The following is a 24,149-nucleotide window of genomic DNA, read 5'->3' as shown; positions in this document are numbered from 1 at the left end:
CACGGGACCGCACACGCCGACAGGGGGAGAACGTCATGCCGCACCAGGTGGACGAAGGCCTGGCCACCACGTTGAAGAAGGTCGCCTCGACGCTCAAGGCGGCGGCCATCCCGTTCGCTCTGGGCGGGAGCTTCGCGGTCTGGGCGCACGGCGGCCACTCCAGCGACCACGACGTCGACTTCCTGCTCCGCGAGCAGGACAAGGAGCAGGCGCTGGCCGAGCTGGCCAAGGCCGGCTTCCGCACCGAGCAGCCGCCGGAGGACTGGCTGGTCAAGGTCTACGACGACGACCGGATGGTCGACCTGATCTATCGGCCGGTGGAGACGCCGGTGACCGACGAGACGCTGCGCGACACCGAGCAGATCTCGGTCGAGGCCATCTACATGCCGGTGCTCTCGGCCAGCCAGCTGATGATCCACAAGCTGTTGAGCTACAGCCAGCACTACTGCGACTTCGCCACGGGACTTCCGGTGGCCCGATCGCTGCGCGAGCAGATCGACTGGGACCGGGTCCGGCGGGAGACCAGCAAGTCACCGTATGCCGAGGCGTTTCTGATCCTGCTGGACCGGCTGGACGTCGTCCCGCTGCCGGAGGCGCTGGCAACCAAGTGAAGGGCCGGGACCTATGACGAACGACATCGATCTCGAGGCCGAGATCCAGAGGCTGCTCACCGAGCACGACCGGATCGCCGAGCAGGGCATCACGGTCCAGCGCCGAGAGCACTCGATCGTGCTCGGCGGCGAGGTGGAGAGCGCGCAGCGCCGGGACGAGATCTGCCGGCAGATCACCACGCGCTTTCCCGAGGTGGAGATCACCTGCGACATCGGCATCACGCGGGCACAGGCGCCCAGTGAGGTGGAGGAGATTTCATGATCCGGATCGCCGCCGTGGGCGACGTCCACGTGGACAAGGACGTGGTGGGCCGCTATCGGCCCGCCCTCGAGGAACTGCCGGACCGCGCCGACGCGCTGCTGGTGGCCGGGGACCTGACCCGGCACGGCACCGTCGAGGAGGCCCGCTGCTTCGCCAAGGAGTTCGGCGGCCTGGCCGTGCCGGTCGTCGTGGTGCTCGGCAACCACGACCACCAGAGCGACCAGCAGGACCAGGTCACCGAGGTGCTCCAGGACTCCGGCATCACCGTGCTGGAGGGCACGGCGACGGTGCTGGAGATCAACGGGCACCGGCTCGGCATCGCCGGCAGCAAGGGCTTCGGCGGCGGGTTCGCCGGGGCGTGCGCCAGCAACTTCGGCGAGCGCGAGATGAAGGACTTCGTCGGCACGACCGAGCGGTACGCGGCCGCCCTGCGCGAGGCGCTGCACTCGGTCGAGGCCGACGCGCTGGTGGCGCTCACCCACTACGCGCCGGTGCCGGAGACGCTGGTCGGCGAGCCGCTGGAGATCTACGCCTTCCTCGGCTGCTACCAGCTCGGCCAGGCGATCGACTCGGCGCCGGCCTCGCTGGCCCTGCACGGGCACGCACACCACGGATCGGAGCGCGGCCGTACGCCCGGCGGGGTGCCCGTGCGCAACGTCGCGCACCCGGTGATCAAGCAGGCGTACAACGTGTATCAGCTGCTCAGCGGCGAGATCGAATCGTCACTTACGACCGTCGGATAAACACGTTTCCAAAATCGGGCACCCGGGTATCTCAGGCGCATGGACGTACTCCTTTGGATCCTCGCAGTCATCCTGGTGGTCGCCGGTATCCTCGCCCTCTTCCGGCGGCAGCTCCTCTGGGGAATCGTGCTGATCATCGTGGGCCTGCTGGTCGGCCCCGGCGGCGTCAGCATCTTCACCTGATCTCCCGCTCCGACAACTTCAATCCCCCGGTAAACCACAGAGCCGGGGCCACCTGAACGGGTGGCCCCGGCTCATCTCGTGGGGGTGCCGCACTCGCCGTGCGATGACCTTCCGCCAATTCCTGACTGAATCACTCGCGGAAATCTTTCGATCTTTTCTCGCGAGGTGGCTCTGTCGTGGCCGAGGTCCATCACTTCACGTACGGCGTCTTCAATCCGCTCGCCGCCTATCTGCTGGCCTTTCTGGGCTCGTTCTTCGGTCTGCTGGGCACGGCCCGAGCGCGGGACGCCCGTACGCGGGGCCGCCGCAACCGCTGGCTGGTCATCTCGGCCTTCGCGATCGGCGGTGGCGCCATCTGGCTCATGCACTTCGCGGCCATGCTCGGCTTCGAGGTGCCGGAGAGCCCCGTCCGCTTCGACATCCCGATGACCGTGCTCAGCCTGGTCTTCGCGGTCGCCGCGGTCGGCACCGGACTGCTGATCGTCGGGCACGGCCGGCGCAGCCTGCCCAAGGTGATCGCGGCCGGCGTGCTGACCGGCGGCGGGGTGCTCGCGATGCACTACACCGGCATGTACGGCATGCACGTGGCCGGCGACATGCGATACAACCTGTCCCTCGTCGTCGCGTCGGCGATCATCGCGGTGGTCGCCTCGACCGTGGCCCTCTGGTTCGCCATCTCGGTCCGCGGCTGGGCGCCGATCAGCGGCGCCGCCGCCATCATGGGCGTGGCGGTCTGCGGCATGCACTACACGGGCATGGCTGCCATGTCGGTCCACCTCGACCCGCTCGGCACGGCCGCGGTCGACGGCTTCCGGCCGCTCACCATGATCGTGCCGATCACCCTGATCACCGCGGCCACCATCGTCGGGGTGGCGCTCAGCGCGCTCCAGGCGATGACCGAGGAGGAGTTCACCGACGGCGCCGGCACGCCGCGCCGGGGCGTGCACGCCGAGGGTGCGACCCCCGTCCCGTGGTCGCTCAAGCAGGCCACGATCGTCACGCCGACCGTGCGACGGCCCTCGCCGCGCCCGGTTCCGATGCGCACTCCCACCAACGGCTGACGTGTCCGGTACGTTCTCGGCATGGCGCCACGGATGTTGCTGTCGATGCCGCTGCACGCGATCACCGAGGTGTACGGCGAAGCCGGCCTCCGCGAGCGGTTGCTGCTCGAGCTGGAGTCGTTTCCGGCCGGCGAGCGGGAGCGGCTGGTCGAGGCGCTCGACCTGGCCGCGAAGCTGCACGCGAACGACCGGCGGGTGCGCGAGCCCTATCTGAACCACCTGCTCCGGGTTGCCATCCGCATCATCAAGTACTACGGGGTGCGCGACGTGGACGTGCTGACCGCGGCCCTGCTGCACGACGCCGTCGAGGACCACCCGGCCGAGCTGGCCGGGCGCTCGGCCGGCACCTATCAGGAGCTGACCGACGCGGCGATCGCCGAGCTGGCCCGCCGCTTCGGCCCCCGCACGGCCGAGCTGGTCCGCTCGGTCACCAATCCGGAGTACGACCGCGACCGGGACCGCCACGAGCAGTACCGGCAGCACGTGGCGGACAGCCTCGAGCGCGACCCGTGGGCCCGGGTGATCAAGGTCTCGGACTTCACCGACAACGGCGTCGGGGTGGTCCACACGACGCCGGAGAAGGCCTTCAAGGCGGCCGTGAAGTACCGCCCGCTCGTGCCGAAGCTGCGTGAGCTGGTCGGCCGCCCGGACACCCCGCTGTCGATAGCGGCCAAAGACCACATCCTCGACCAGCTCGACCTGGCCGAGGAGCGATTCGCCGCGATCCTGGACGATTAGCCTGGGCGTATGCCCCGCAACGAACACTGGTGGCGCGACGCCGTCATCTACCAGGTCTATCCCCGCTCGTTCGCTGACAGCGACGGCGACGGGATGGGCGACCTGCCCGGCATCACCGGGCGCCTGCCCTATCTGCGAGACCTCGGCATCGACGCCGTGTGGCTCTCACCGTTCTACCCGTCCCCGCAGCACGACGCCGGCTACGACGTGGCCGACTACCGCGGGGTCGACCCACGCTTCGGCGACCTCGGCGACGCCGACAAGCTGATCGCCGAGGCGCACCACCTGGGGCTCAAGCTCATCGTCGACCTCGTGCCCAACCATACCTCCAGCGAGCACGAGTGGTTCCGCGCGGCGCTGGCGGCTGCACCCGGCAGCCCGGAGCGGGCGCGCTACATCTTCCACGACGGCAAGGGCCCGGACGGCTCGGAGCCGCCGAACTCGTGGCAGAGCGTCTTCGGCGGCCCCGCGTGGGAGCGGCTGCCGGACGGTCAGTGGTACCTGCACCTGTTCGACGTCACCCAGCCCGACCTCAACTGGGACAACCCGCAGGTCCGGTCGGAGTTCGTGGACATCCTGCGGTTCTGGCTCGACCGGGGCGTGGACGGCTTCCGGGTCGACGTCGCGCACGGCCTGATCAAGGACAAGGACCTGAGCGACTGGACGTCGACCAGCCAGATCCTGGGCGGTCTGGAGCCGGCCGGCCCGCCGCCGCCGATGTGGGACCAGGAAGGCGTCCACGCGATCTACCAGCAGTGGCGCTCGGTCCTCGACGAGCCTCGTTTCAGCGGATCTGGGGGTGGCCGCATCCTGGTGGCCGAGGCGTGGGTGCAGCCGGCGTCGCGGCTGGCCCGCTACGTGCGGCCCGACGAGATGCACCAGGCCTTCAACTTCCCCTACCTGGACGCGCCGTGGACGCCGGTCCGCCTGGCCGAGATCATCGACGAGTCGCTGGCGGCCAACGACGAGGTCGGCGCGACCACCACGTGGGTGCTGTCCAACCACGACGTGGTGCGGCACGCGACCCGGCTCGGCTACCCGGTCGGGCAGGCGCGGATGCACGGCATCGGCGCCGGGGACCCGCAGCCGGACACCGCGCTCGGCCTGCGCCGGGCCCGGGCGGCCACGCTGCTGATGCTCGGCCTGCCCGGCTCGGCCTACCTCTACCAGGGTGAGGAGCTGGGGCTGCCGGAGCACACGACGATGGCCGACGAGTTCCGTGAGGACCCGGCGTGGGAGCGCTCGGGGCACACCGAGCGGGGCCGGGACGGCTGCCGGGTGCCGCTGCCGTGGGAGGCGGACGCTCCGTCGTACGGCTTCGGGCCGAGCGACAAGAGCTGGCTGCCGCAGCCGGCGGTCTGGGCCGAGTACGCGGCCGACCGCCAGCGGGGTGTGCCCGGCTCGACGTGGGAGCTCTACCGGAGCGCGCTCACCACCCGGCGCTCGCACGGCCTGGGTGGCGGCACGTTGACCTGGACTCACAAATCGGACAAGTCGCTTATGTTCACGAACGGCGATGTGCTGGTGGTGACGAACTTCGGGACGGAGCCGGTCGAGCTACCGGCCGGGGCCACCGTCCTGCTGAGCAGCGAGCCCCTCGACGACGACGGGCGGGTCCCCACCGACGTCACCGTCTGGGCGGTGCTCTAGCCGGGCCGCGCGGGCCAGCAGGGCGGCGTGGGTGTCGGACATGTCCTTCGCCACCGTCCTGCTGGCCAGCCAGAACATGACCCCGGTGGGCACCCAGAACAGCTGGAAGGCGGCCAGCCCGACCGCGTAGTTGAGCGGCGGCGGGAAGGCGCCGGCCAGCCCGCGGAAGGCCACCGCCACCATCGCGTTGCCGCCGGCCCGGCCGAAGCCATTGACCAGGTTGCCGAGGCTGTAGACGGTGCCGCGGTGCTCGGGCGGGTTCACGTCGGCGATCAGCGCGAACCAGTTCGGCGAGTTGGCCGAGGTGAGCATCAGCGCGAAGACCGCGGTGGCCAGGCAGAGCCCGACCGTGGGCGAGGAGAAGACGCTGCCGAGCACGGCGCCGACCACCGCGCCCGTGCTCCCGCCGTCCGGGACGTCGATCTCCATCGGCACGAAGAACAGCACGATGTAGAAGGGCACGGCGGCCAGGACGCCGACCGCGGCGACCAGGGCGCGGCCCCGGGGCGTACGGCGCTGAAGCCGGTCGCCGACCAGGCCGCCCAGGATCGAGAGCGCACCGCCGAGCTGGAAGAGCGTGGCGAAGGCGCTGCCCACCAGAACCGCCGTGCCGGCCGTGTAGCCCTGGTCCTCGGCCCGGGAGCGGAACAGGACGGGCAGCCACACCAGCGAGCCGAGGGCGATCTGGGCCGTGCTGCCCTGAAGGATCAGCCAGATGTTGGTGCGGCGGCGCAGGATCAGCGGCAGGTGGTCGTGGTGGATCCGCTCGTCGTACTCGACACCGGCCAGCTCGGGCTGGCTGTCGCCGCGGGGCACGTTGTACGTGAACAGGTAGAGCACCGTGGCCACCGCGCCCGCGGCCGCGGTGACGAGGAACGGCTCGCGCCAGTTCGTGTGGCCGAGGAAACCGCCGACGAGGGTGCCGGCCAGCGTGCCGACACCCTGGGAGAGGCCCCAGAAGCTCATCACCAGGCCGCGCCGGCGCGGTGAGATCAGGTCGCTGACCACGGCGAAGCTGACCGAGGCGACGGCGCCCAGGCCGAACGAGGCGACGATCTGGGCGAGCAGGAAGCTCGGATAGCTGCCGGCCAGGCCGGACCACGCGGTGCCGGCGACCCAGATCAGCGTGCCGGCGATCAGCACCGGCTTGCGGTCGGTGCGGTCACCGGCGTACGCGAAACCGATCGCCGCCACCGCGCTGATCAGGAACATGATCGTGGTGGCGAGGGCGATGTGGCCCTCGCCGACCCCGAAGGCGTCCCCGATGCTGCCGTAGAGCGGCGGCACCAGGCCGATGGCGACGTTGTCGAGCGAGGCGAGGACCACGAAGACCACCACGCTGTACGCGCGATGGGCGGTACCGCCTCTGCTCACCCGCAAAGGTTAGCGGGCGCGGTTGACAACCGCGTCTCGTGCGGCGGCGTACTGCTGCCGGATGAGCGGGACGGGCGTGGCCTCGAACGTCTCGGGCGCCTCGGCCGTCCACACCGGCGGCTCCTCGCCGCCGAGCGCGACCCAGGCAGCCTGACGTGCGGCGCCGTCGGCCACGTACTCGCCGGGCGGCGGGACCAGCACCGGCAGGCCGAACAGCTCGGGCGCGACGCGGCGGACGGCCTCGCTGCGCGCTCCCCCGCCGACCAGCACGATCCGGTTGGCCGTAGCGCCGTTGGCGACCAGGGCGTCGAGGCCGTCGGCCAGGGCGCACAGCATGCCCTCGACGGCGGCCCGGGCCAGGTGGGCCGGGTCGGACGTCTTGAGGGTCAGGCCGTGGATCGCGCCGGTGGCATCCGGGCGGTTCGGCGTGCGCTCTCCTTCGAGGTACGGAATGAGCACCAGCCCGTCCGCGCCGGCGGGTGCGCTGAGAGCGAGCCGGGACAGCTCGGCGTGGTCGACGCCGAGCAGCTTGCCGGCCGCGTCGAGCACCCGGGCCGCGTTCAGCGTGACCACGATCGGCAGGAACCGGCCGGTGGTGTCGGCGAACCCGGCCACCGTGCCGGTCGGGTCGTTCGGCGAGACCTCCGAGGACACGAAGACCGTGCCCGAGGTGCCGATCGAGACGATCACGTCGCCCGTCCCGGCGCCCGTGCCGAGGGCGGCCGCCGCGTTGTCGCCGGCGCCCGGCCCGAGCGGGGCACCGTTGGGCAGGTGCCCGGCGATGCCCGTGGGACCGAGCACCTCGGGCACCTTGATCCGGCGCCCGAAGCCGAGCTCGAGCAGGTCGAGCCGGTATTCGTTGGTCTTGGCCGACCAGTACAGCGTGCCGCTGGCGTCGCTGCGGTCGGTCTTGATGTCGTCGATGTTCGTCGACCCGGTGAGTTTCCAGGTCAGCCAGTCGTGCGGCAGGCAGACCGCGGCCACCCGGGCCGCGATCTCCGGCTCGTTGCGGGCCAGCCACCGCAGCTTGGTCAGGGTGAAGCTGGCCACCGGCACGATGCCGACCGCCTCGGCCCATTTCTCGCCCCCACCCAGCTCCTGGATGAGGTCGGCGGCCGCCCCGGCGCTGCGCGTGTCGTTCCACAGCAGCGCCGGGCGGACCACCTCGCCGTTCTCGTCGAGCACCACCATGCCGTGCTGCTGGCCGGCGACCGAGGCCGCGGCCACGTCGTCCAGGCCACCGGCCTGCTCGATCGCCTCCTGGAGGGCGGCCCACCAGGCGTCCGGGTGCACCTCGGTGCCCTCCGGATGGCTCGCGCGGCCCTGCCGGACCAGCTTGCCGGTCTCCGCGTCGCGGATGACCACCTTGCAGGACTGGGTGGAGCTGTCGATCCCGGCTACGAGAGTCATGTCGTCCCTTGAATCAGTTCGCGCGGAGAAGGTGGTCGATGGCCAGCTGGTGCAGCTTGACGAAACCGTAGCCCTGAGCGCCGGCCGCGTCGACGTCGTAGTCCTCGAAGGCGCTCTTGTCGTTGAGCAGGTCCTGGTAGGTCTCGCCCGGGTTGAGGGTCGGGGTCTCCAGCTCGAGCACCTTGCTGGCGCGCAGCGCCTCCTGCACGGCCGGGTCGGCCCGGAACTCCTGCGCGCGCTCCTTGAGCAGCAGGTACATCCGCATGTTGGCCTTGGCCGACTCCCACACGCCGTCGGAGTCCTCGGTGCGCGACGGCTTGTAGTCGAAGTGGCGGGGGCCGTCGTACTTGGGGCCGCCGCCGATCGGGCCGTGCTCGAGCAGGTCGACCAGGGAGAACGCGTTGAGCAGGTCGCCGTGGCCGAAGACCAGGTCCTGGTCGAACTTGACGCTGTGCTGGCCGTTCAGGTCGATGTGGAAGAGCTTGCCCTGCCACAGCGCCTGCGCGATTCCCTGGGTGAAGTTGAGGTTGGACATCTGCTCGTGGCCCGTCTCCGGGTTGATGCCGAACAGCTCGGGGCGCTCCAGCTCGTACGTGAAAGCGATCGCGTGGCCCAGGGTCGGCAGCAGGATGTCGCCGCGGGGCTCGTTCGGCTTGGGCTCGATGGCGAACCGCAGGCCGTAGCCCTTGTCCTCGGAGTACTGCGCGACGAGGTTGAGGCCCTCGCGGTAGCGGTCGAGGGCGGCGTTGATGTCCTTGGCCGCGTCGTACTCGGCGCCCTCGCGGCCGCCCCAGAGCACGAAGGTCTTGGCGCCCATCTCGGCCGCGAGGTCGACCTGGCGCAGCACCTTGCGCAGCGCGTAGCGCCGGACCGAACGGTCGTTGCTGGTGAACGCGCCGTCCTTGAAGACCGGGTGGCTGAACGTGTTCGTGGTGACCATCGGGACGATCAGGCCGGTCTCTTCGAGGGCCTTCTTGAACCCGGCGATGATGCCGTCGCGGGTCTGCGCGTCGGAGCCGAACGGCACCAGGTCGTCGTCGTGGAACGTGATGCCGTACGCACCGAGCTCGGCGAGCTTGTGCACGGCCTCGACCGGGTCGAGGTGGGGACGCGTGGCCGAACCGAACGCGTCCTGGGCCTGCCACCCGACCGTCCAGAGGCCGAATGAGAACTTGTCTTCGCGTGTGGGCTGGACCGGCACGGTTACCTCCACGTAACAGCTCGGATTTGTTTAGTGGTTGAATTATTTGGCGGCCGTGTGGCATTGTCAAGGCCGTGAACGGTCGTCTGAGAAGTCCTTCCCGGGCGCCCGTCCGTCAATCGAGCGTGCGGGCCCACAATCTCGCACTGGTGTTGCAGACAGTGGTAAACAGCGCAGATCGCCCGTCACGGGCCGCGATCGCCGGCGCCACCGGCCTCACCCGCGCCACCGTCAGCGCCCTGGTCGACGATCTGATCGCCGGCGGCCTGCTCACCGAGCAGGGGCCGGCGCCCCGCAACGGCGCCGGGCGGCCCGCCACCGCGCTCGCCCTCTCCCCCGACGGCCCGGCCGGTCTCGGCCTGGAGATCAACGTCGACTATCTGGCGGCCTGCGTGGTCGATCTCACGGGCGCCGTGCGGTACCACTTCATGGACCGCTCACCCACCCTGGCCGGGCTGGGCGAGCTGGCCGCGCGGGCCCGCGCCGCCGCCGCCGAGGACGGGCTGGCCCTGGCCGGGGCCGCCCTGGCCGTGCCCGGCCTGGTCGCTCCCGGCGGCCTGGTCCGGGTCGCCCCCAACCTCGGCTGGCAGGACGTCGACCCGATCGCCTATCTCCGCCGCACGCCGGCCCTGGCCGACCTGCCGATCACCGTCGACAACGAGGCCAACCTGGCCGCCCTCGGCGAGCTGCGGGCCGGCGACGGCGAGCCGACCTTCGTCTACGTCTCCGGTGAGGTCGGCATCGGCGCCGGCATCGTGATCGACGGCGACCTCTACCGCGGCGGGCGCGGGTGGAGCGGTGAGATCGGCCACGTCACCGTCTATCCGGACGGGCGGCCCTGCCGGTGCGGCGCCAACGGCTGCCTGGAGCAGTACGCGGGCGCGGCCATGGTCGCCGAGGACCCGGCCCTGGCCGCGGCCTCGCTCGGCATCGCCCTGTCGGCCGTGGTCAACCTGCTCGACCTGGATGTGATCGTGCTCGGCGGCGGCTACGCGCCCCTGTTCGCGGAGCTCTCGCCCGGCATCGAGGCCGAGATGCGCCGGCGGGTGCTGACCGCCGGGCTGGCCCCGGTCACGCTGCGCCCGGCCAGCCTCGGCGCCGACGCGGCCGTGCGCGGCGCGGCCGACGCGGTGATCCGCGGCGTGCAGGACGATCCGGCGACGTGGCTCGCGCTTCAGGCCGTCTGAGCCGGGGCGGACTCGCCGCTCTCGCCCGAGGCGGCGGCGAACTCGCTGAGCCCGCGCAGCAGGGCGGCCCGGCCCGAGGGCGACATCTTCTCGAGCACCGTGGTCATCGACTGGCGGCGGATGCGCCGCAGCTCGGCCAGCACCGCCCGCGAGGCCGGCGTCAGATAGAGCGCGATCTCGCGCCGGTCGGCCCGGCCCGGCACCCGCTCGACCAGGCCCGAGGCGACCAGCCGGTCGCAGAGGCGGCTGGCCGACGACAGCAGCATGGACAGCTCGGCCGCGAGTCCGCCGAGGTTGATGCCCTCGGCCCGCTCAACGGCCAGCAACGCGCTCAGCTGCACCGACGACAGACGTGGGGTGACCTGCTCACGGGCCACGTCCCAGGCGAGCAGCAGAGCTTGCGCCGCGTCGTCGATCGCCGCGGCGTGCATCGGGTCCGGCCCGTCCGGCCCCTGGTAAACGGCCATGGTGCAGCAGAGACTACCGGTACCGGCCGATCTGTTCGAGGAGGTGGCCATTGATCGACAGGCTACAAGCGGTCCGCAGGGCCCTTGCCGAGGCCGCCGCCGACTCCGTCCCCGAGCGCCTGGCGGGCGCCCTGGCGAGTTCCTACGCTCTCGCCGACACCGAGCTCTACCTGGTCGACTACCGGCTCGCGGCCCTGTTGCCGCTGCTCGGTGACGTGCGGATCACCCACCCCGGCGACCCCGCCTGGCGCAGCTTCGACCACCAGTCCGAGGTGATCACCGACGACGCGGTCTACCTGCCGGTGACCGCCCGCGGTGAGCGGATCGGGGTGCTGCGGGCGGCGCCGGTGCCCGGCGACTCGGACACGCGGGGCGAGCTGGCCGAGATCGCGACCCTGGTGGCGCACGAGTTGCAGTCCGCGGCCGTCGGCACCGACCGCTACCGGACGGCGGCCCGCACCAAGCGGCTCACCCTGGCCGCCGAGATGCAGTGGGAGCTGCTGCCGGGGCGCAGCCGCGTCCGGCCCTCGTTCAGCCTGGCCGGGCAGCTCGAACCCTCGTACGCGGTGCGCGGCGACAGCTTCGACTGGGCCGAGCACGACGGGCGGCTCTTCCTGAGCGTGCTCAACGGGATGGGCGATGGCGTGCAGGCGGCCCTGCTCACCGCGCTCGCGACGTACGCGCTGCGCAACGCCCGGCGGGCCGGCATCGGGCTGGCCGATCAAGCCGCCCTGGCCGACCAAGCCGTCTATGCCCAGCACCGCGGCGGCCAGTACGTCTCGGCCCTGATGCTGGAGGTCGACCTGGCCACCGGCGAGGTGCTGGCGGTCGACGCCGGGTCACCCCAACTGCTGTTCCTGCGCGACGGCGTGGTGGGTGAGCACAAACTCACCGCGCAGTTCCCGCTCGGCATGTTCGAGGACACCGACTATCGAGTGCAAGCCTTCACTCTGCGCCCCGGCGACCGGCTGATGATCGTGAGTGACGGCGTCCATGAGGCGGTCACCGGCGTGGCACTGGCCCGTTTCGTACGGCACACCGGGTCCCTCGCCCCGTTGCAAGCCGTCCGGTCGCTCCTGGGTGACCTGCGGACCCATCTGGAGGACGCCGACCTCGAGGACGACGCGGTGGCCGTGTGCCTGGACTGGCCGGGGCCGCTCCTCTAGGAGGAACGGCCCCGGGTCGCGCTGTCGGTGCCCGGCGTCAGCCGGTGGCGCCGGTGCGGCGGCCGATCGCCTCGGCGAAGATCGACGCCATGCGGGCCGGGTCCTTCGCGATGAAGACACCGCCGGCCGGGGTGACCTTGACGATCTGCTGGAGGACCGGCTCGTCGATGCCGTCACCGATACCGATGATCACCAGGCGGACCGGCTCCTTCGGGTCGTTCAGCTTCTTCAGGTCGGCGAGGAGCTTCTCCTTGCTGATGCCGTCGGGGTTCTCCTCCTTGCCGTCCGTGAAGAGGATGACCGAGTTGACCTTGCCGGGCTGGTACGTCCTCTTGACCTCGGTGTAGGCGGCCAGGATCGTGTCGTAGAGACCGGTGTCGCCACCCTTCTTCGGGGTGATCTGCGGGATCGAGCCGGCGATCTGCGCGCGGGACGAGGCCAGCGGCTTGATCGACTGAAGCTGCCGCCACGGCTTCTTGCCGTTCATCTCCGTGGAGAACAGCCACACGCCGACGGCCCACTTGTCGTCGAACATGCTCAGACCGGCCGCGGCCGCCTTCTGGGTGACCAAAGCCCGGGACTGGTTGTTCGCCGAGGGCACCGGGTCCTGCATCGAGCCCGAGACGTCGAACACCGCGAGCACCCGGCCCGGCTGCGTGATCGCGTTCCAGCTGCCGAGCACCTGGGCCAGCGTGCTGGCGTCGAGACCGGCCGCGGCCGTGCCACCGGCGTTGTCGCCGCCGCCGGCCGCGGGCTTGGTGACCGCGGGCGAGGCGTCGGGCGCGCCGAGCGGGCGGGTGAAGCCGGCGCCGAACGAGCCGTCGGGGGCCCGCAGCCCGGCCGCACCCAGGTCGTTCTTGAACGACGCGCTCGCGAGCTGGGACCGCAGGCCCTCGGCGGCCTTGGTCTTCTGCAGGTCGACCTCGGGCATCACCGCGTACGGGTAGTCGAGCGGCAGCGGGCTCGGGTTGAGGTAGAGCGCGACCAACGGAACGGCCGGCTTCTCGGCGTTGTACGCGACCACGTCCTCCTCGGACAGCGGCGCGGCGCCGAGGCTCGTCGCGATGTCGGTCGGGTCGGCCGAGCGCGGGAATTTCTGGAGCAGGTCGTCGCGCAGGGCCGAGGCACTGTTGGCCAGGCCCTTGATCGCCGACACCTTGGTCGACTGCGCCTTCTCACCCGTGCCGGCCGCCTGGCCGAGCGCGAGCAGGCCGGCCAGGCCGGCGGCGTCGAGCGACGGGTTGACGATGCCCGTGTTGAGGCTGGTGCTGGTCAACATCTGATTGAGCAGCGTGCCCCAGCTCATCTTCTTGTCCGGCCAGCCGATCTTCTCGGCGACCGGCTTGGGCATGGCGACCACGACGGGACTCTGCGCGATCGGTTTCTGGTCGGTGGGGGCGAAGCCCGGCGCCTCGGCCTTGAGCCGCAGCAGCCAGGTCGACGAGTCGGGGATCCACACGTCCGGAACCTTGACCGACTCGGGCGCCGTGCCGAGCCCGGTCAACTGGACCTTGTGCTCGCCGGCGACCGCGGCGGCCATGGTCGACGAATTCGTATTGACGACGCTGACTGCGACACAGGTGCCGTCGACATTCGCGCCGTCCTGCACCCAGCGTTGCGCAGCTTGATCAACTGCGGGCTGGATCTCATTGGCGGCGGCGACGGTCAACCGGATCGAACCGGTGCACCCCTTGTCGGAAAGCTGCTGGTAGCCGAGGTACGACCCGGCCAAGACGACGACTATCGCCATCGCAGCTCCGACGACGCCAGCTCCTCTTGCATTGAAGTTTCTACGATGGCGGCCTGACACGCGCTCGATTGTGCGCATCACCGAAGGCGAATGCCATATACGTTCGGGCGAAAGTTACTCGGATTGGGATTGTTGGCACCCTGAGTGACCGACAGTGAGGGCGCCGTCTCGATCAGCCACCGACGTTGACCGTTTTCTTCCGGTTAACCTCTATGCCTCTTTTGTCGTGATCGTCCAGCGCAGCAGGGCCGTGGGGCTGGCGACCGCCGTCGGCTCACCCTGCTGGACCGGGACACCGGTCTCGGCGTCGATCCGGAACGTCGTCACGCTCTGTGATTTCTGGTTGGTTACGTAGAGGTGATCCCCGAGAAGGATCATGTGGCGCGGCCAGTCACCGCCGGTGGGCGTCTCGGCCACCAGCGTCGCGTCGTCGCCGTCCCAGGCGAAGGTCGCGATCGTGTTCGCCCCGCGGTTGGCCACGTAGACGAAACGGCCGTCGGCCCGCACGATGAGCTCCGAGGGGAAGTTGTCGCCCTCGGCCGTGGTGGTCGCGGCCTCGCCGGCCGGCTCGAGCGTGCCGTCCACCGCCGGGCGCCACCAGCTCAGCGTGCCCGACAGCTCGCCCACCAGCAGCAGCGCGCCGTCCGGCGACCAGCGCAGGTGGCGCGGGCCGGTGCCCGGCTTGGCGGTCACGGCCGGCGGCAACATCGTCAGCCGGCCCGCGACCGGGTCGAGCCGGGTGCGCCACACCCGGTCGGAGCCGAGGTCGGCCACGAGCACGTCGTCGCGCACCGGCACCACCATGTGGGCGTGCGGGCCGGCCTGACGGTCGGCGACCGGGCCGCTGCCGGCCAGGCCGAGCAGGTCGGAGCGCTCGCCGGGTGCGCCCTCGGCGTCGAGCGGGTGCACGGCGACCGAGCCGCTCGCGTAGTTGGCGACCAGCAGGAAACGGCCGTCCGGGGTGACCGACAGGTGCGCCGGGTCGCCACCGCCGGTCGGCTGGACCGACAGCGGGGTCAGGCCGCCGTCCGGCGCGACGGTGAACGCGCTGATGCTGCCGTCCGGGTCGAGCTCGTTCACCGCGTACAGGATCGGCCGGCTCGGGTGCTGGGCCAGGAACGACGGCGACGGGGTGCGCACCGCGGTGCCCAGGTGGGTCAGGACGCCGGTCGCCGGATCGCGCCGCAGCAGAGCGATGCCCTCGCCGTCGCCACCCTTGTCGCCCGTGTAGCCCCCGACGAAGATCAGCTCATCGCTCATGCCCTGATCCCATCACAAGTTCGCGCGCCGCTCGACGGCAGCCCGCGTCCAGGGCCAGATCGATCCGCGACTCGATCACGTCCACCGGCTCGGGGCGGCGGGCGGTGCCGGCGTTGCGGATCACCCGGGCGACGGCGCCCACACATCCGGGATATTGGCCGGCCAGCCCCAGGCCGTCGATCAGCCGGTCCAGCGGGACGGCCACGCCGGTCTCCGCGGTGCCCATCGCCGCCAGCAGGACCTCGGCGTGCGCGCTGCCCACCTCCGCCAGGTCGGCGGTCACGCTGGGCGGATCCGAGGAGATCGAGGTGTACGGGAACGAGGCGAGCCGTCCGTCGGAGCGCCACAAGTGGAGACGGCGGACGCGCGGGCTCGCGTGCAGCCGCCAACCCTTTCCCTCGATGAACAAAGGCCAACGGCCGCAGTGGTACGCCTCGACGGCCGCCGCCCACTCGGTGGCCACGCCCCACTCGTGCAGACAAGTGATGTGGCACGGGCCGGCGATCACCCCGGCGCCGGTAGCGGCCATCCAAGGCAGCAGCGTCCAGTCGTATCCGGTCAGACCGAGCACCAGACGGCCGCAGAGTTCACACATGGCTTTTCTTTCCACGACCGAAGCGGCCGCGCGAACCCCCGTTGATCCGCGCGACCGCCTCGGCGATCTGGGGTGTGTCAGCTGTTGAGAAGGTCGTAGACGGCCTCGGTCGGCTTGGCCGTGTCGGCGGGAGCCGTCGGTGTGGTCGTGCGGCCGTACCCGGCGTACGTCACCCGGTAATTGACCGCCTTGCTCTTCCCCGCCGCCGGGATCCTGACGAGAAGGATGCTGAGGTGACCCTCGGGACCGACGACGGCCTCGAACGGCACCGCCTTGGCCTTCTCGCCGAGCGCGGTCAGGGTGGCGTCCTCGACGATCTCGGCCTCGGTCGAGGCGGTCAGGTCGGTGGTGCCGGCGTAGTGATCGGGGCTGGTCACCCGGACCTCCTCGGACGACCGGATGATCAGATCGGCGTATCCGGGATCGAGCTCGTCGGTGTACCCGGTCGGCACGTCGTCCGGATCCTTGATCTTCTTCGGATCGATCGGCATCCACTTCTTCGGCAGCGCCGGATAGCCCGGAGCGCCGGTGAGAGCGACGCGCATCCAGCTCCGGTCCTCGATGAGCAGGGCGGACATGGAAAGAGTGATGCCGTCCTCGGAGTGGGTGATCTTGAACTGCGTGGTCTTCTTCGGCGCGTCGAGCATGCCGGACATCGGCTGAACGGCGCCCTTGACGTCGAACGCGTAAGCCTCGGTGTTCTCGTCCGGGACGGCCTTGAGAAGGGTCTCGCGCGGCGACTCCGCGAGAACCTTGGCGGGCTCGTCGCCGAGAAGGCCGCACCCGGAGACGGTCAGAGCGAAGGCGGCGGCGAGGCCGAGGGTGAGCTTGAAGGTCTTCATCAGTCGTGTTCCTTCTCATCGGCTCGGGTGGCTTGCCCCGAAGCCTGCGGGAGGGTGCTGCCGTCGCTCTGCGGTTATGCTGCTGCCCGCTGCCGTTCCACTGCCGAAAGACGTTCGCGCAGCTCAATCGGGGGGTGCCGCGCTGCGATTCGAGATACTCGGTGACGTACGGGTGCTGCGCGAGGGCACGCCGGTCGATCTGGGGCCGGCGAAACAGCGCGCCGTGCTCGCCGTCCTGCTGCTGCACGCCGGCCGCCCGGTGCCGACCCACCAGATCGTCGACGCGGTGTGGGGCGACGACCCACCGGAGAACGGCGCCAACGTGGTGCAGAAATACGTGGCCGGGCTGCGCCGCGTCCTCGACCCGTCCCGGGCCCCGCGCACACCGGGAGAGTTGCTGGCCCTGACCGGCAGCGGCTACGTCCTCCGGATCACCGGCCATTCCCTGGACGCCGACGAGTTCCTGGCCGCCCTGGCCGCATCGTCGGCCCTCGCGCCCGCCTCCCCCTTCGGCATCGCTCCCTCCTCCGGCGCCTCCACCTCCGCCACCTCCCCCTCCGGCGCCACCTTTTCCGGCGCCTCCCCCGCCGCCGCGTTGCGGGCGGCGCTGGACTTGTGGCGCGGCGAGGCGCTGGCCGGGCTGAGCGGGGCGGTGTTCGAGGCGGCCCGGATGCGGCTCACCGAGGCCAAGGCGACAGCGTGGGAGAGATGGGCCGAGCTCTCGCAGGATCGGGATCCGGCGCTGATCCCGGAGCTGACCCGGCTCATCGGGGAGTTTCCGCTGCGCGAGGGGCTGCGGGCGCAGTTGATGGTCGCGCTCTACCGCAACGGGCGGCAGGCCGAGGCGCTGGCGACGTTCCGCGAGGCGCGGAGCTATCTGCTGGACGAGTTCGGCATCGAGCCCGGCGAACTGCTCCAGGAGACGCACCGGCGGATCCTCCGCGGCGAGCCCTTGACGACCGATTCCCCGGCCCGGCCGTCAGCGCCGGCGCCTGCCGCGCCTTCGCTCGCAGGGCCTGCCACTACCGGCATTCCGGACGGCTCCGGCACCCCTTCGACCGCCGCGCCTGCAAGTCCCGGCATCCCGGGCGCGCCCGGCACCCCATCGACCGCTGGTCCCGCAACTCCCGGCATTCCGGGTGCGCCCGGCACCCCTTCGACTGGCGCCCCTGCAACTCCGGGCATTCCGGACGCCCCAGGCACCCCTCCGACCACCGCTCCCACAACTCCCGGCATTCCGGGCGCGCCCGGCACCCCATCGACCGCTGGTCCCGCAACTCCCGGCATTCCAGGTGCGCCCGGCAGCCCGTCGACCGCCGCTCCTGCAACTCCGGGCATTCCGGGCACGTCCGACATCCCTTCGACTGCCGCTCCTGCGGCTCCCGGCATTTCGGGCGGGCCGGGTGCTCCGTCGGGCCTCGAACCGCTCGCCGCCGGCCCGCCGGTTGCTCCCTGGGCGGCTGTCTCGCCCTGGGGGCCGCCTCAGCCGGGGACCGTCTCGGGCGGGCCGCGGGTGGGAGTGCCGGACGACCGTCCTCCGGGGACGACGCCGGCTGCTGTCGCGGCGCACGGGCCGGGTGCCGGCCCGGCATTTCCTGCGGGGGTGTTTCCGGGTGGAGGCGGGTCGGTGCCGCCTGTTCCGTACCTTGAAGTGGTCTTCGCGGCGGGGCTTCCGCTGGTGACGCTGTCGCTGGGGTCGTGGATCTACTTCGCGGTGGCGGCGGCCCGGCATCGTGACCGGCGGCTGATCGTTCCGGCGGTGATCTACTTCCTGGCGGTGGTGGTCGCGGTGATCGCCATGGGGGTCGATCCGACGCCGATCGAGGAGCCGGAGAGTCTGGCCGAGAACATCGGGATCCTGACCTTCCTGGTCACGATCTTCGCGTCGTCGGTGCACGGCGCGGTGGTCGCCACCCACTCGGCGGCGAAGACGCGCGCGTGGTTCCTGCGCGAGCAGTTCCGGCTCTTCGCGGCGCTCGACCCGGGGCGGGCCAGGCACGCCGGCGTGGGACTGCCCGGGGTGTCGCGCCCGTACGACGACGGCGGGCTCATCGACATCAACCACGTGACGGTGGACGACCTCGTACGACATGCAAAGCTCTCGCCGTCAGTGGCCGAGAGCATCGCCGCCGCCCGCCCGTTCCGCCGGCCCGACGAGCTGGTGCAGCGCGGACTGCTCACGGCCAAGGCGTACCGGAAACTCGAGCCTCGGCTGATCGCGCTCTGAACTAGCGCGAGGCGGACGTCAGCTGGCGGCGGGCCACGTACTCGACCAGTTCGATGAGGACGTTGCGGGCGGCCTGAGGCTCACGGGCGTCGAAGAGGACGACCGGGACGTCGCCGTCCAGATCGAGGGCCCGGGAGACGGCGTCGGCGCCGAAACGCTGCTCCGACTCGAAGCAGTTGACGGCCACGACGAACGGGGTGCCGCGCTGCTCGAAGTAGTCGATCGAAGGGAAGCAGTCGGCCAGGCGGCGGGTGTCGGCCAGGACCACAGCGCCCAGGGCGCCCTGCGACAGCTCGTCCCAGAGGAACCAGAAGCGGTCCTGCCCGGGGGTGCCGAACAGGTAGAGCTGAAGGTCCTCGGTGATCGTGATGCGGCCGAAGTCCATGGTGACCGTGGTGGTGGTCTTCGCCTCGACCCCGTCGACGCTGTCGGCGCCGTCGACGCCGGTGAGGACCTCCTCGGTCTGCAACGGGCGGATCTCGCTGACCGAGCCGACCATTGTGGTCTTGCCGGCGCCGAAACCGCCGGCGATCAGGATCTTGAGCGCGACCGGGATGCGGCCTTCGCGGCCGCCGCCGTTAGAGCGCACGGAGTCCATTGACAACCGCCTTGAGTACGTCGACGTCGTGCGGCTGGGAGGCCGCCGGGGGTTCGTACAGCGAGATGAGCCCCGCCGAGCGTAGATCACCGAGCAAAACCCGGACCACGCCGATCGAGAGATCCAGCCCGGCGGCGAGCTCCACGATCGAGATCGGCTCCCAGGCCGCGGCGACGATCGCGTGATGCTCGGGCTGCAGGGACGCGGTCCGGCCGGCCGGCCCGCCGGTGGTCGCGACGACGAAGGCGACGAGATCGAGCTCGCCGCCCTCGGGCACCACACGGCCCTGGGTCATCGCGTACGGGCGTACGACCGGCCCGGCCTCGTTGTCGAGCCAGTCGTGCGCCACGCGGTTGAAGTCAGCCGGCATCGGACGGTGCCACCGCCGAGCGCTCCGGCGCGCTCATGTTCTGGCCGACCCGGGTCACCAGCATGGCCATCTCGTAGGCGATCAGGCCCAGGTCGGCGTCGCTGGAGGCGAGCACGGCCAGGCAGGCGCCGTGGCCGGCGGCGGTGACGAAGAGGAAGGCCGACTCCATCTCGACCACGGTCTGGCGCACCGGGCCGGCCCGGAAGTGGCGGCTGGCGCCCTTGGCCAGGCTCTGGAAGCCGGCGGCCATGGCCGACAGGTGCTCGGCGTCCTCGCGGCGCAGACCGGCCGAGGCGCCCATCAGCAGGCCGTCGGCGGAGAGCACGACCGCCTGCTGCGCCGTCGGCACCCGCTCGACCAGATCGTCGAGGAGCCAGGTGAGGTTCGCGCTCTGCTTCGTCTGTGTCACTTATGCGTCCTTTTCCGACCGTGTCACGTCGTTGCTTCCGGGATCGGCCGCGTCCTCTCCGCCCCCGGTCTTCTGTTCGCGCTTCTCTTCGCTCTTCTGTTCTCGGGCGATCGAGGCGTTCACGATCGCCGGGAAACTGACGGTAGCCGCATCCGCAAAGGATCCGCCGTTCGAGGGACGGTCGTTGCCCGTGTCGTCCGGATTAGACCGTTCTTCAGATACGGAATCCGTTGCGCGCGGGGCCTTTGCGTGGCTATTCCGCTCCGGCGAGTTAGCAAGATAGCGAGAGGCGTCGATGCGGCCGCGGGTGGTGCCGGACTGCAGGGCGCTCATGATGCTGCGAACCTGCTCGGGCGATCGGAGGGTCGCCGAGGCCTCGTCCTCGGCGGCGGGCGGCGGTGCACCGGCCCGGCGGCGAAGCTGCGCGGCGACGCTGGCCTGCCGGACGCGCTTGGGCAGCCCGTCCTCGGTCTCCACAAGGGGCACCCCGGGCGAGGTCGGCGTGACAGCGGGCGTCCCGGGCTCCGCGGGCGAGGGGCGCGCGCCGGACGCCAGGCGGGCTGGGGGCGCTGGGGGCGAGCCGGACGCCGGGCGGGCTGGGGGCGCTGGGGGCGAGCCCGACGCCGGGCGGGCTGAGGGCGCTGGGGGCGCTGCGGGCGAGATCGGGGCGATGAACATCGGGGCGGCGGACGTGGGCGCGGCGGAGGGCGCTCCCGTCGGCAGCGCGGTCGGGAACAGAGGCGCGGCCGAGGTCGGCATGACCGACGAGGCGGCGCCGGCCACAGGCTGCGGCGCCGCCGGGGTCGCGCTGACCACCGGGTCCGGCAAAGGCGGGAAGGCGCCGGCCACCGGGTCCGGCAAAGGCGGGAAGGCGCCGGCTGCCGGTTCCGGCAAGGCCGGGGCCGCGCCGGCCTGGGTGGTCGCGGGCGGGGTGGTGGCTCCGGGGACTGTGTCGGCCGGGTCTGTGGTGGTCAGGTCGATCGGGCGGCGGACGCGTTTGCGCTGGACCAAGCCCTCCTCGGTCAAGCCCTCGGCGATGGCGCTCGGTGACGGGCCGCCGGCGGTGGTGGCCGGGGCTCGGTGCTGGCCGCCGCCGGCGGGCTCCGGGTCGGTGGAGGACGGGGTGGCCGTGCCGTTGATGGTCACCGGGCGACCGGGGACTGTCAGCTGGCGCAGCTCCTCGGTGCCCTGCCACTGGAGCTCGGCCAGCGAATGCCGGGACGGGTCGTCGGTGCCGGAGCCGACCAGCGGGCGGTCCTTGCCCGCGGCCGGCAACGCGGCCAGGCCCGTGCCGGGCGCCACCAGGTCGCCGGGGACCAGGACGATCGCGGTCACCCCGGCGTACGCGGACGCGCGCAGCGACACCCGGATGCCGTGCCGGTTGGCGAGCTGGGCGACCACGAACAGGCCCAGGCGTGCGCTGTCGGCCGGGTCGAAGTCGGGCGGCTCGGCCAAGCGGCGGTTCGCCTCGTCGATCGCCTCCGTGGTCATGCCGAGACCCCGGTCCTCGATCTCCATGGCGTACCCGTTGGGAAGAACTTGACCTGAGACCTGGACCCTCGTGTGCGGAGGCGAGAACGAAGCCGCGTTCTCCAGCAGCTCGGCCAGCAGGTGGATGACGTCACCGACGGCACGGCCGAGCACCGACGCCGACTCCACCGAGCGGATGTCGACCCGCTTGTAGTCCTCGACCTCGCTGATCGCGCCTCGGATCACGTCGATCACCGGCACCGGGTTGCGCCAGCCCCGGCCGGGCGCGGCGCCGGCCAGGATGACCAGGTCCTCCGCGTGGCGCCGCATGCGGGTGGCCAGGTGGTCGACCCGGTAGAGGTCTTCCAGCTCCTGCGGCTCGGTCTCGCGCCGCTCCATCCGGTCGAGCAGGGCGAGCTGACGGTGCAGCAGGGTCTGGCTGCGCCGCGCGATGTTGAGGAACACCTCGTTGAGGCCGCGGCGGACGCTCGCCTCCTCGACCGCCGACTGCACGGCCGTGCGCTGCACCTCGTTGAAGGCCTGCCCGAGCTGGCCGATCTCGTCGTGGCCGTACGCCAGCGGGGGCGTCTCGACGTCCACGTCGACCTCTTCGCCGCGCTGGAGGCGGCGGACGACCGTGGGCAGCCGCTCGGTCGCCATCTCGCGCGCCTCGCCGTGCAGGCGGCGCAGCCGGCCCACGATGGAGCGGCCGACCCGCACCGACAGGTAGACCGAGAAGGCCAGGGCGGCCAGGCCCAGGATGGCGGCCAGGCCGAGCCGGACCAGGATGTTCTCGGCCAGTGGGCGGGCCCGGTCGGTCAGCGCGCCGGTGGCCGCCGTCTCGAACTCGCGCAGCTCGCGGGCGGCCGCCACGTAGGTGGGCCGGAACTCGCCGCTGCTGACCGGGGAGACGGCGCCGTCGCGGCTCTGCTGGACCAGGGCGGTGAGCTGGGCGTCGAGGCGGCTGAAGGTGTCGCCGCCGCTCATCTCGTTGTACGCCGTGCGGTCGCTGGCGGCCATGTCTTCGACGCCGCGGCCGAGCAGGAAGCGGGCGGTGCCGACGTCCTGGATGAGCTGGCCGCGGGTCTCGGGGTCGAACAGGCCGCGGGCGGTGGCCCCGCCGACCAGGGCGTCGACCCGGCTCAGGTATTCCTGGCCCTGGCCGACCGTGGTGAGCGCGCGCAGCTCACGGTCGATGCGCTCGTCGTCGAAGGTGGCGGTGGCGGCGAACGTCTGGAAGCCGGACGCGATGACGTTGTTGTAGAAGTTCTGCCCGCCGATCGGGTCCATCTCGCGGCGGTTGATGTGCTCGCGGTTGCCGGCCAGGCTGTCGAGCTGGGTGAAGAACTGGTCGACGCGGGAGCGCAGGGCGTCGCTGGCGGCGTCGCGCGCCCGCTCGCTGCCGGCCTGGCGGCGGAAGTCGGCGATCGCCTTGTCGGTGGCCGCCCGCTGCTCGGTGAGGGTGCCCGGGATCGGGCCCTTGGCCGAGAGGTATTCGACGGTGAAGAGCCGCTCGCGCTGGAGGTGGCCGACCAGCTCGATGCCGGGGTTGCCGATCGTGTCGAGCACCGTGCGGGCCGACAGCAGGTTGAACGCCGGGCCGGCGGTGAGCGCGGTCGCGAACAGCCACAACGCCAGCAGCGCGGTCAGCGGCACGGCGGCCAACGCGATGATCTTCGAACGGATCGACCAGTAGCGGGTGGTTCTCATCAGGGGCTCCGCCCGAGGGGTTCGGCGACGGCGTACGCCCTCGGCAGAATAGTTAACTCTTTCTGCGGGAGCCACCTCTACGCCGTACCGGAAAATGGGCTTTGGATCCTTTTTGTCCTGGCGTTTCGGCGAGTCGTTGTTACGACAGCTCACCTTCGTGGGGCAGATGCGATTGACGACACACCATGGGTGGGCATACCGGGTAGGACGAAGGAGGAGGCCCCGATGTCCCCCACACTCACGATCATCCTGATCGTCGTCGTCCTGGTCGTGATCGCCGCCGTCATCTACGGCGTCCAGGTCGGACGGCGCAAGAAGCTGCAGAGCACCTTCGGGCCCGAGTACGACCGGGTGGTGGCCGACACCGGCAGCCGCACGGAGGCCGAGAAGGAGCTGCGTGAGCGCGAGAAGCGCCACGCGTCGTTCGAGCTGAAGCCGCTGTCGCCCGAGGCGCAGGCGAAATATTCGGCGGCCTGGGAAGAGGTCCAGATCCAGTTCGTGGACAACCCCACGCAGGCCGTCACCACCGCCGACGAGCTGGTCACCCGGCTGATCGCCGAGCGTGGATATCCCACCGGGAAGTACGACGAGCGGCTCGCCGACCTGTCGGTGGAGCACGCCAGCACGCTCGGCCACTACCGCGACGCGCACGAGATCAGCCAGCGCAACAGCGAGGGCAAGGCCGGCACCGAGGACCTGCGGCAGGCCCTCGTGCACTACCGGGCGCTGTTCGCCGATCTGCTCGGCACCGACCCGGTTGCTGGTACTACTGACACCAGTACCGTCCGCAATGGAGAGACCACGCCGGCGCCCACGCCCCGGGAGGCCGACGACCACCCCGCCCGCGACACCAGCCGCTAGGAGC

Annotated in this window: 23 protein-coding genes; 11 read left to right on the top strand and 12 right to left on the bottom strand. The window is 71.3% G+C overall.

Features of this window, described 5'->3' with window-relative positions; translation table 11 throughout:
- Positions 1 to 35: 35 nt before the first annotated feature.
- From CRP55_RS11280 to CRP55_RS11255, 7 genes are all read left to right on the top strand, one after another.
- The gene (locus tag CRP55_RS11280) at positions 36 to 611 is read left to right on the top strand and encodes a nucleotidyltransferase (protein ID WP_097319762.1); all 576 of its coding nucleotides are present in this window, start codon (positions 36 to 38) and stop codon (positions 609 to 611) included.
- A 13-nt stretch (positions 612 to 624) separates the two neighbouring features.
- Positions 625 to 873 carry a hypothetical protein gene (locus CRP55_RS11275; protein ID WP_097319761.1) on the top strand — a complete coding sequence of 83 codons (249 nt, stop codon included), beginning with the start codon at positions 625 to 627 and terminating at the stop codon, positions 871 to 873.
- Positions 870 to 1,616, top strand: coding sequence for a metallophosphoesterase family protein (locus CRP55_RS11270; RefSeq protein ID WP_097319760.1), 747 nt, complete (start codon positions 870 to 872; stop codon positions 1,614 to 1,616). The genes CRP55_RS11275 and CRP55_RS11270 overlap by 4 nt, the downstream gene beginning before the upstream one ends.
- Before the next feature lie 39 nt (positions 1,617 to 1,655).
- On the top strand, positions 1,656 to 1,799 hold the full coding sequence (locus tag CRP55_RS52905; protein WP_179855124.1) for a GPGG-motif small membrane protein: 144 nt from the start codon (positions 1,656 to 1,658) through the stop codon (positions 1,797 to 1,799).
- A gap of 176 nt (positions 1,800 to 1,975) precedes the next feature.
- Positions 1,976 to 2,860 (top strand): MHYT domain-containing protein, encoded by an 885-nt coding sequence (locus CRP55_RS11265; protein WP_097319759.1) that lies wholly within the window; start codon positions 1,976 to 1,978, stop codon positions 2,858 to 2,860.
- 21 nt (positions 2,861 to 2,881) lie between these two features.
- Positions 2,882 to 3,598 carry an HD domain-containing protein gene (locus CRP55_RS11260; protein WP_097319758.1) on the top strand — a complete coding sequence of 239 codons (717 nt, stop codon included), beginning with the start codon at positions 2,882 to 2,884 and terminating at the stop codon, positions 3,596 to 3,598.
- Positions 3,599 to 3,607: 9 nt separating this feature from the next.
- Positions 3,608 to 5,248, top strand: coding sequence for a glycoside hydrolase family 13 protein (locus CRP55_RS11255; RefSeq protein WP_097319757.1), 1,641 nt, complete (start codon positions 3,608 to 3,610; stop codon positions 5,246 to 5,248).
- Here CRP55_RS11255 and CRP55_RS11250 read toward each other — a convergent pair.
- From CRP55_RS11250 to xylA, 3 genes are read right to left on the bottom strand one after another with little or no spacing between them, the layout of a single operon-like run.
- Positions 5,156 to 6,622 (bottom strand): MFS transporter, encoded by a 1,467-nt coding sequence (locus CRP55_RS11250; protein WP_097319756.1) that lies wholly within the window; start codon positions 6,620 to 6,622, stop codon positions 5,156 to 5,158. The genes CRP55_RS11255 and CRP55_RS11250 overlap by 93 nt on opposite strands.
- A gap of 9 nt (positions 6,623 to 6,631) precedes the next feature.
- Positions 6,632 to 8,032: a xylulokinase gene (gene xylB, locus CRP55_RS11245; RefSeq protein WP_097319755.1), complete on the bottom strand. Its 1,401-nt coding sequence runs from the start codon at positions 8,030 to 8,032 to the stop codon at positions 6,632 to 6,634.
- A gap of 13 nt (positions 8,033 to 8,045) precedes the next feature.
- Complete coding sequence (xylA, locus tag CRP55_RS11240; protein WP_097319910.1) at positions 8,046 to 9,233, bottom strand: xylose isomerase; 1,188 nt, start codon at positions 9,231 to 9,233, stop codon at positions 8,046 to 8,048.
- 149 nt (positions 9,234 to 9,382) lie between these two features.
- Here xylA and CRP55_RS11235 point away from each other — a divergent pair, with 149 nt between their 5' ends.
- Positions 9,383 to 10,420, top strand: a complete 1,038-nt coding sequence (locus CRP55_RS11235) for an ROK family protein (protein ID WP_438865778.1) — start codon at positions 9,383 to 9,385, stop codon at positions 10,418 to 10,420.
- Here CRP55_RS11235 and CRP55_RS11230 read toward each other — a convergent pair.
- Complete coding sequence (locus tag CRP55_RS11230; RefSeq protein WP_245922922.1) at positions 10,408 to 10,887, bottom strand: MarR family winged helix-turn-helix transcriptional regulator; 480 nt, start codon at positions 10,885 to 10,887, stop codon at positions 10,408 to 10,410. The two genes, CRP55_RS11235 and CRP55_RS11230, sit on opposite strands and share 13 nt — an antisense overlap.
- Before the next feature lie 50 nt (positions 10,888 to 10,937).
- On the opposite strand from CRP55_RS11230, the gene CRP55_RS11225 reads away from it, so the two are divergent.
- Positions 10,938 to 12,053: a PP2C family protein-serine/threonine phosphatase gene (locus CRP55_RS11225; protein ID WP_179855123.1), complete on the top strand. Its 1,116-nt coding sequence runs from the start codon at positions 10,938 to 10,940 to the stop codon at positions 12,051 to 12,053.
- A 37-nt stretch (positions 12,054 to 12,090) separates the two neighbouring features.
- Here the strand turns inward: CRP55_RS11225 and CRP55_RS11220 are convergent, their stop codons facing one another.
- The 4 genes from CRP55_RS11220 to CRP55_RS11205 form a co-directional block, all read right to left on the bottom strand.
- Positions 12,091 to 13,803 (bottom strand): substrate-binding domain-containing protein, encoded by a 1,713-nt coding sequence (locus tag CRP55_RS11220; protein ID WP_097319753.1) that lies wholly within the window; start codon positions 13,801 to 13,803, stop codon positions 12,091 to 12,093.
- Between the two features lie 210 nt (positions 13,804 to 14,013).
- The gene (locus CRP55_RS11215; RefSeq protein ID WP_097319752.1) at positions 14,014 to 15,063 is read right to left on the bottom strand and encodes a lactonase family protein; all 1,050 of its coding nucleotides are present in this window, start codon (positions 15,061 to 15,063) and stop codon (positions 14,014 to 14,016) included.
- Positions 15,053 to 15,658, bottom strand: a complete 606-nt coding sequence (locus tag CRP55_RS11210) for a hypothetical protein (protein WP_097319751.1) — start codon at positions 15,656 to 15,658, stop codon at positions 15,053 to 15,055. Before CRP55_RS11210 ends, CRP55_RS11215 begins: the two co-directional genes overlap by 11 nt.
- 77 nt (positions 15,659 to 15,735) lie before the next feature.
- The gene (locus CRP55_RS11205; protein ID WP_097319750.1) at positions 15,736 to 16,500 is read right to left on the bottom strand and encodes a hypothetical protein; all 765 of its coding nucleotides are present in this window, start codon (positions 16,498 to 16,500) and stop codon (positions 15,736 to 15,738) included.
- A 172-nt stretch (positions 16,501 to 16,672) separates the two neighbouring features.
- Here CRP55_RS11205 and CRP55_RS11200 point away from each other — a divergent pair, with 172 nt between their 5' ends.
- The gene (locus CRP55_RS11200) at positions 16,673 to 18,727 is read left to right on the top strand and encodes a BTAD domain-containing putative transcriptional regulator (protein WP_179855122.1); all 2,055 of its coding nucleotides are present in this window, start codon (positions 16,673 to 16,675) and stop codon (positions 18,725 to 18,727) included.
- A 1-nt stretch (position 18,728) separates the two neighbouring features.
- Here the strand turns inward: CRP55_RS11200 and CRP55_RS11195 are convergent, their stop codons facing one another.
- From CRP55_RS11195 to CRP55_RS11180, 4 genes are read right to left on the bottom strand one after another with little or no spacing between them, the layout of a single operon-like run.
- The gene (locus CRP55_RS11195; protein WP_097319746.1) at positions 18,729 to 19,325 is read right to left on the bottom strand and encodes a GTP-binding protein; all 597 of its coding nucleotides are present in this window, start codon (positions 19,323 to 19,325) and stop codon (positions 18,729 to 18,731) included.
- Complete coding sequence (locus CRP55_RS11190; protein ID WP_097319744.1) at positions 19,306 to 19,695, bottom strand: DUF742 domain-containing protein; 390 nt, start codon at positions 19,693 to 19,695, stop codon at positions 19,306 to 19,308. The genes CRP55_RS11195 and CRP55_RS11190 overlap by 20 nt, the downstream gene beginning before the upstream one ends.
- Entirely contained in the window at positions 19,685 to 20,104 is a 420-nt protein-coding gene (locus CRP55_RS11185; RefSeq protein WP_097319743.1) for a roadblock/LC7 domain-containing protein, read from the bottom strand. Before CRP55_RS11185 ends, CRP55_RS11190 begins: the two co-directional genes overlap by 11 nt.
- Positions 20,105 to 23,284, bottom strand: a complete 3,180-nt coding sequence (locus CRP55_RS11180) for a sensor histidine kinase (protein ID WP_097319741.1) — start codon at positions 23,282 to 23,284, stop codon at positions 20,105 to 20,107.
- A gap of 225 nt (positions 23,285 to 23,509) precedes the next feature.
- Here CRP55_RS11180 and CRP55_RS11175 point away from each other — a divergent pair, with 225 nt between their 5' ends.
- Positions 23,510 to 24,145 (top strand): hypothetical protein, encoded by a 636-nt coding sequence (locus tag CRP55_RS11175; RefSeq protein ID WP_097319739.1) that lies wholly within the window; start codon positions 23,510 to 23,512, stop codon positions 24,143 to 24,145.
- Positions 24,146 to 24,149 lie beyond the last annotated feature (4 nt).

The sequence above is a fragment of the Paractinoplanes atraurantiacus genome (genome assembly GCF_900215205.1).
Lineage (GTDB): Bacteria > Actinomycetota > Actinomycetes > Mycobacteriales > Micromonosporaceae > Actinoplanes > Actinoplanes atraurantiacus.
Note: the sequence above shows the minus strand (reverse complement) of the source record. Positions and strands in the feature narration are given on the sequence as shown.

Coding starts and splice junctions, on each gene's coding strand:
- CRP55_RS11280 (WP_097319762.1), top strand. CDS start 36: ATGCCGCACCAGGTGGACGAAGGCCTGGCCACCACGTTGAAGAAGGTC.
- CRP55_RS11275 (WP_097319761.1), top strand. CDS start 625: ATGACGAACGACATCGATCTCGAGGCCGAGATCCAGAGGCTGCTCACC.
- CRP55_RS11270 (WP_097319760.1), top strand. CDS start 870: ATGATCCGGATCGCCGCCGTGGGCGACGTCCACGTGGACAAGGACGTG.
- CRP55_RS52905 (WP_179855124.1), top strand. CDS start 1,656: ATGGACGTACTCCTTTGGATCCTCGCAGTCATCCTGGTGGTCGCCGGT.
- CRP55_RS11260 (WP_097319758.1), top strand. CDS start 2,882: ATGGCGCCACGGATGTTGCTGTCGATGCCGCTGCACGCGATCACCGAG.
- CRP55_RS11255 (WP_097319757.1), top strand. CDS start 3,608: ATGCCCCGCAACGAACACTGGTGGCGCGACGCCGTCATCTACCAGGTC.
- xylB (WP_097319755.1), bottom strand. CDS start 8,032: ATGACTCTCGTAGCCGGGATCGACAGCTCCACCCAGTCCTGCAAGGTG.
- CRP55_RS11230 (WP_245922922.1), bottom strand. CDS start 10,887: ATGGCCGTTTACCAGGGGCCGGACGGGCCGGACCCGATGCACGCCGCG.
- CRP55_RS11220 (WP_097319753.1), bottom strand. CDS start 13,803: ATGGCGATAGTCGTCGTCTTGGCCGGGTCGTACCTCGGCTACCAGCAG.
- CRP55_RS11215 (WP_097319752.1), bottom strand. CDS start 15,063: ATGAGCGATGAGCTGATCTTCGTCGGGGGCTACACGGGCGACAAGGGT.
- CRP55_RS11210 (WP_097319751.1), bottom strand. CDS start 15,658: ATGTGTGAACTCTGCGGCCGTCTGGTGCTCGGTCTGACCGGATACGAC.
- CRP55_RS11205 (WP_097319750.1), bottom strand. CDS start 16,500: ATGAAGACCTTCAAGCTCACCCTCGGCCTCGCCGCCGCCTTCGCTCTG.
- CRP55_RS11195 (WP_097319746.1), bottom strand. CDS start 19,325: ATGGACTCCGTGCGCTCTAACGGCGGCGGCCGCGAAGGCCGCATCCCG.
- CRP55_RS11190 (WP_097319744.1), bottom strand. CDS start 19,695: ATGCCGGCTGACTTCAACCGCGTGGCGCACGACTGGCTCGACAACGAG.
- CRP55_RS11180 (WP_097319741.1), bottom strand. CDS start 23,284: ATGAGAACCACCCGCTACTGGTCGATCCGTTCGAAGATCATCGCGTTG.
- CRP55_RS11175 (WP_097319739.1), top strand. CDS start 23,510: ATGTCCCCCACACTCACGATCATCCTGATCGTCGTCGTCCTGGTCGTG.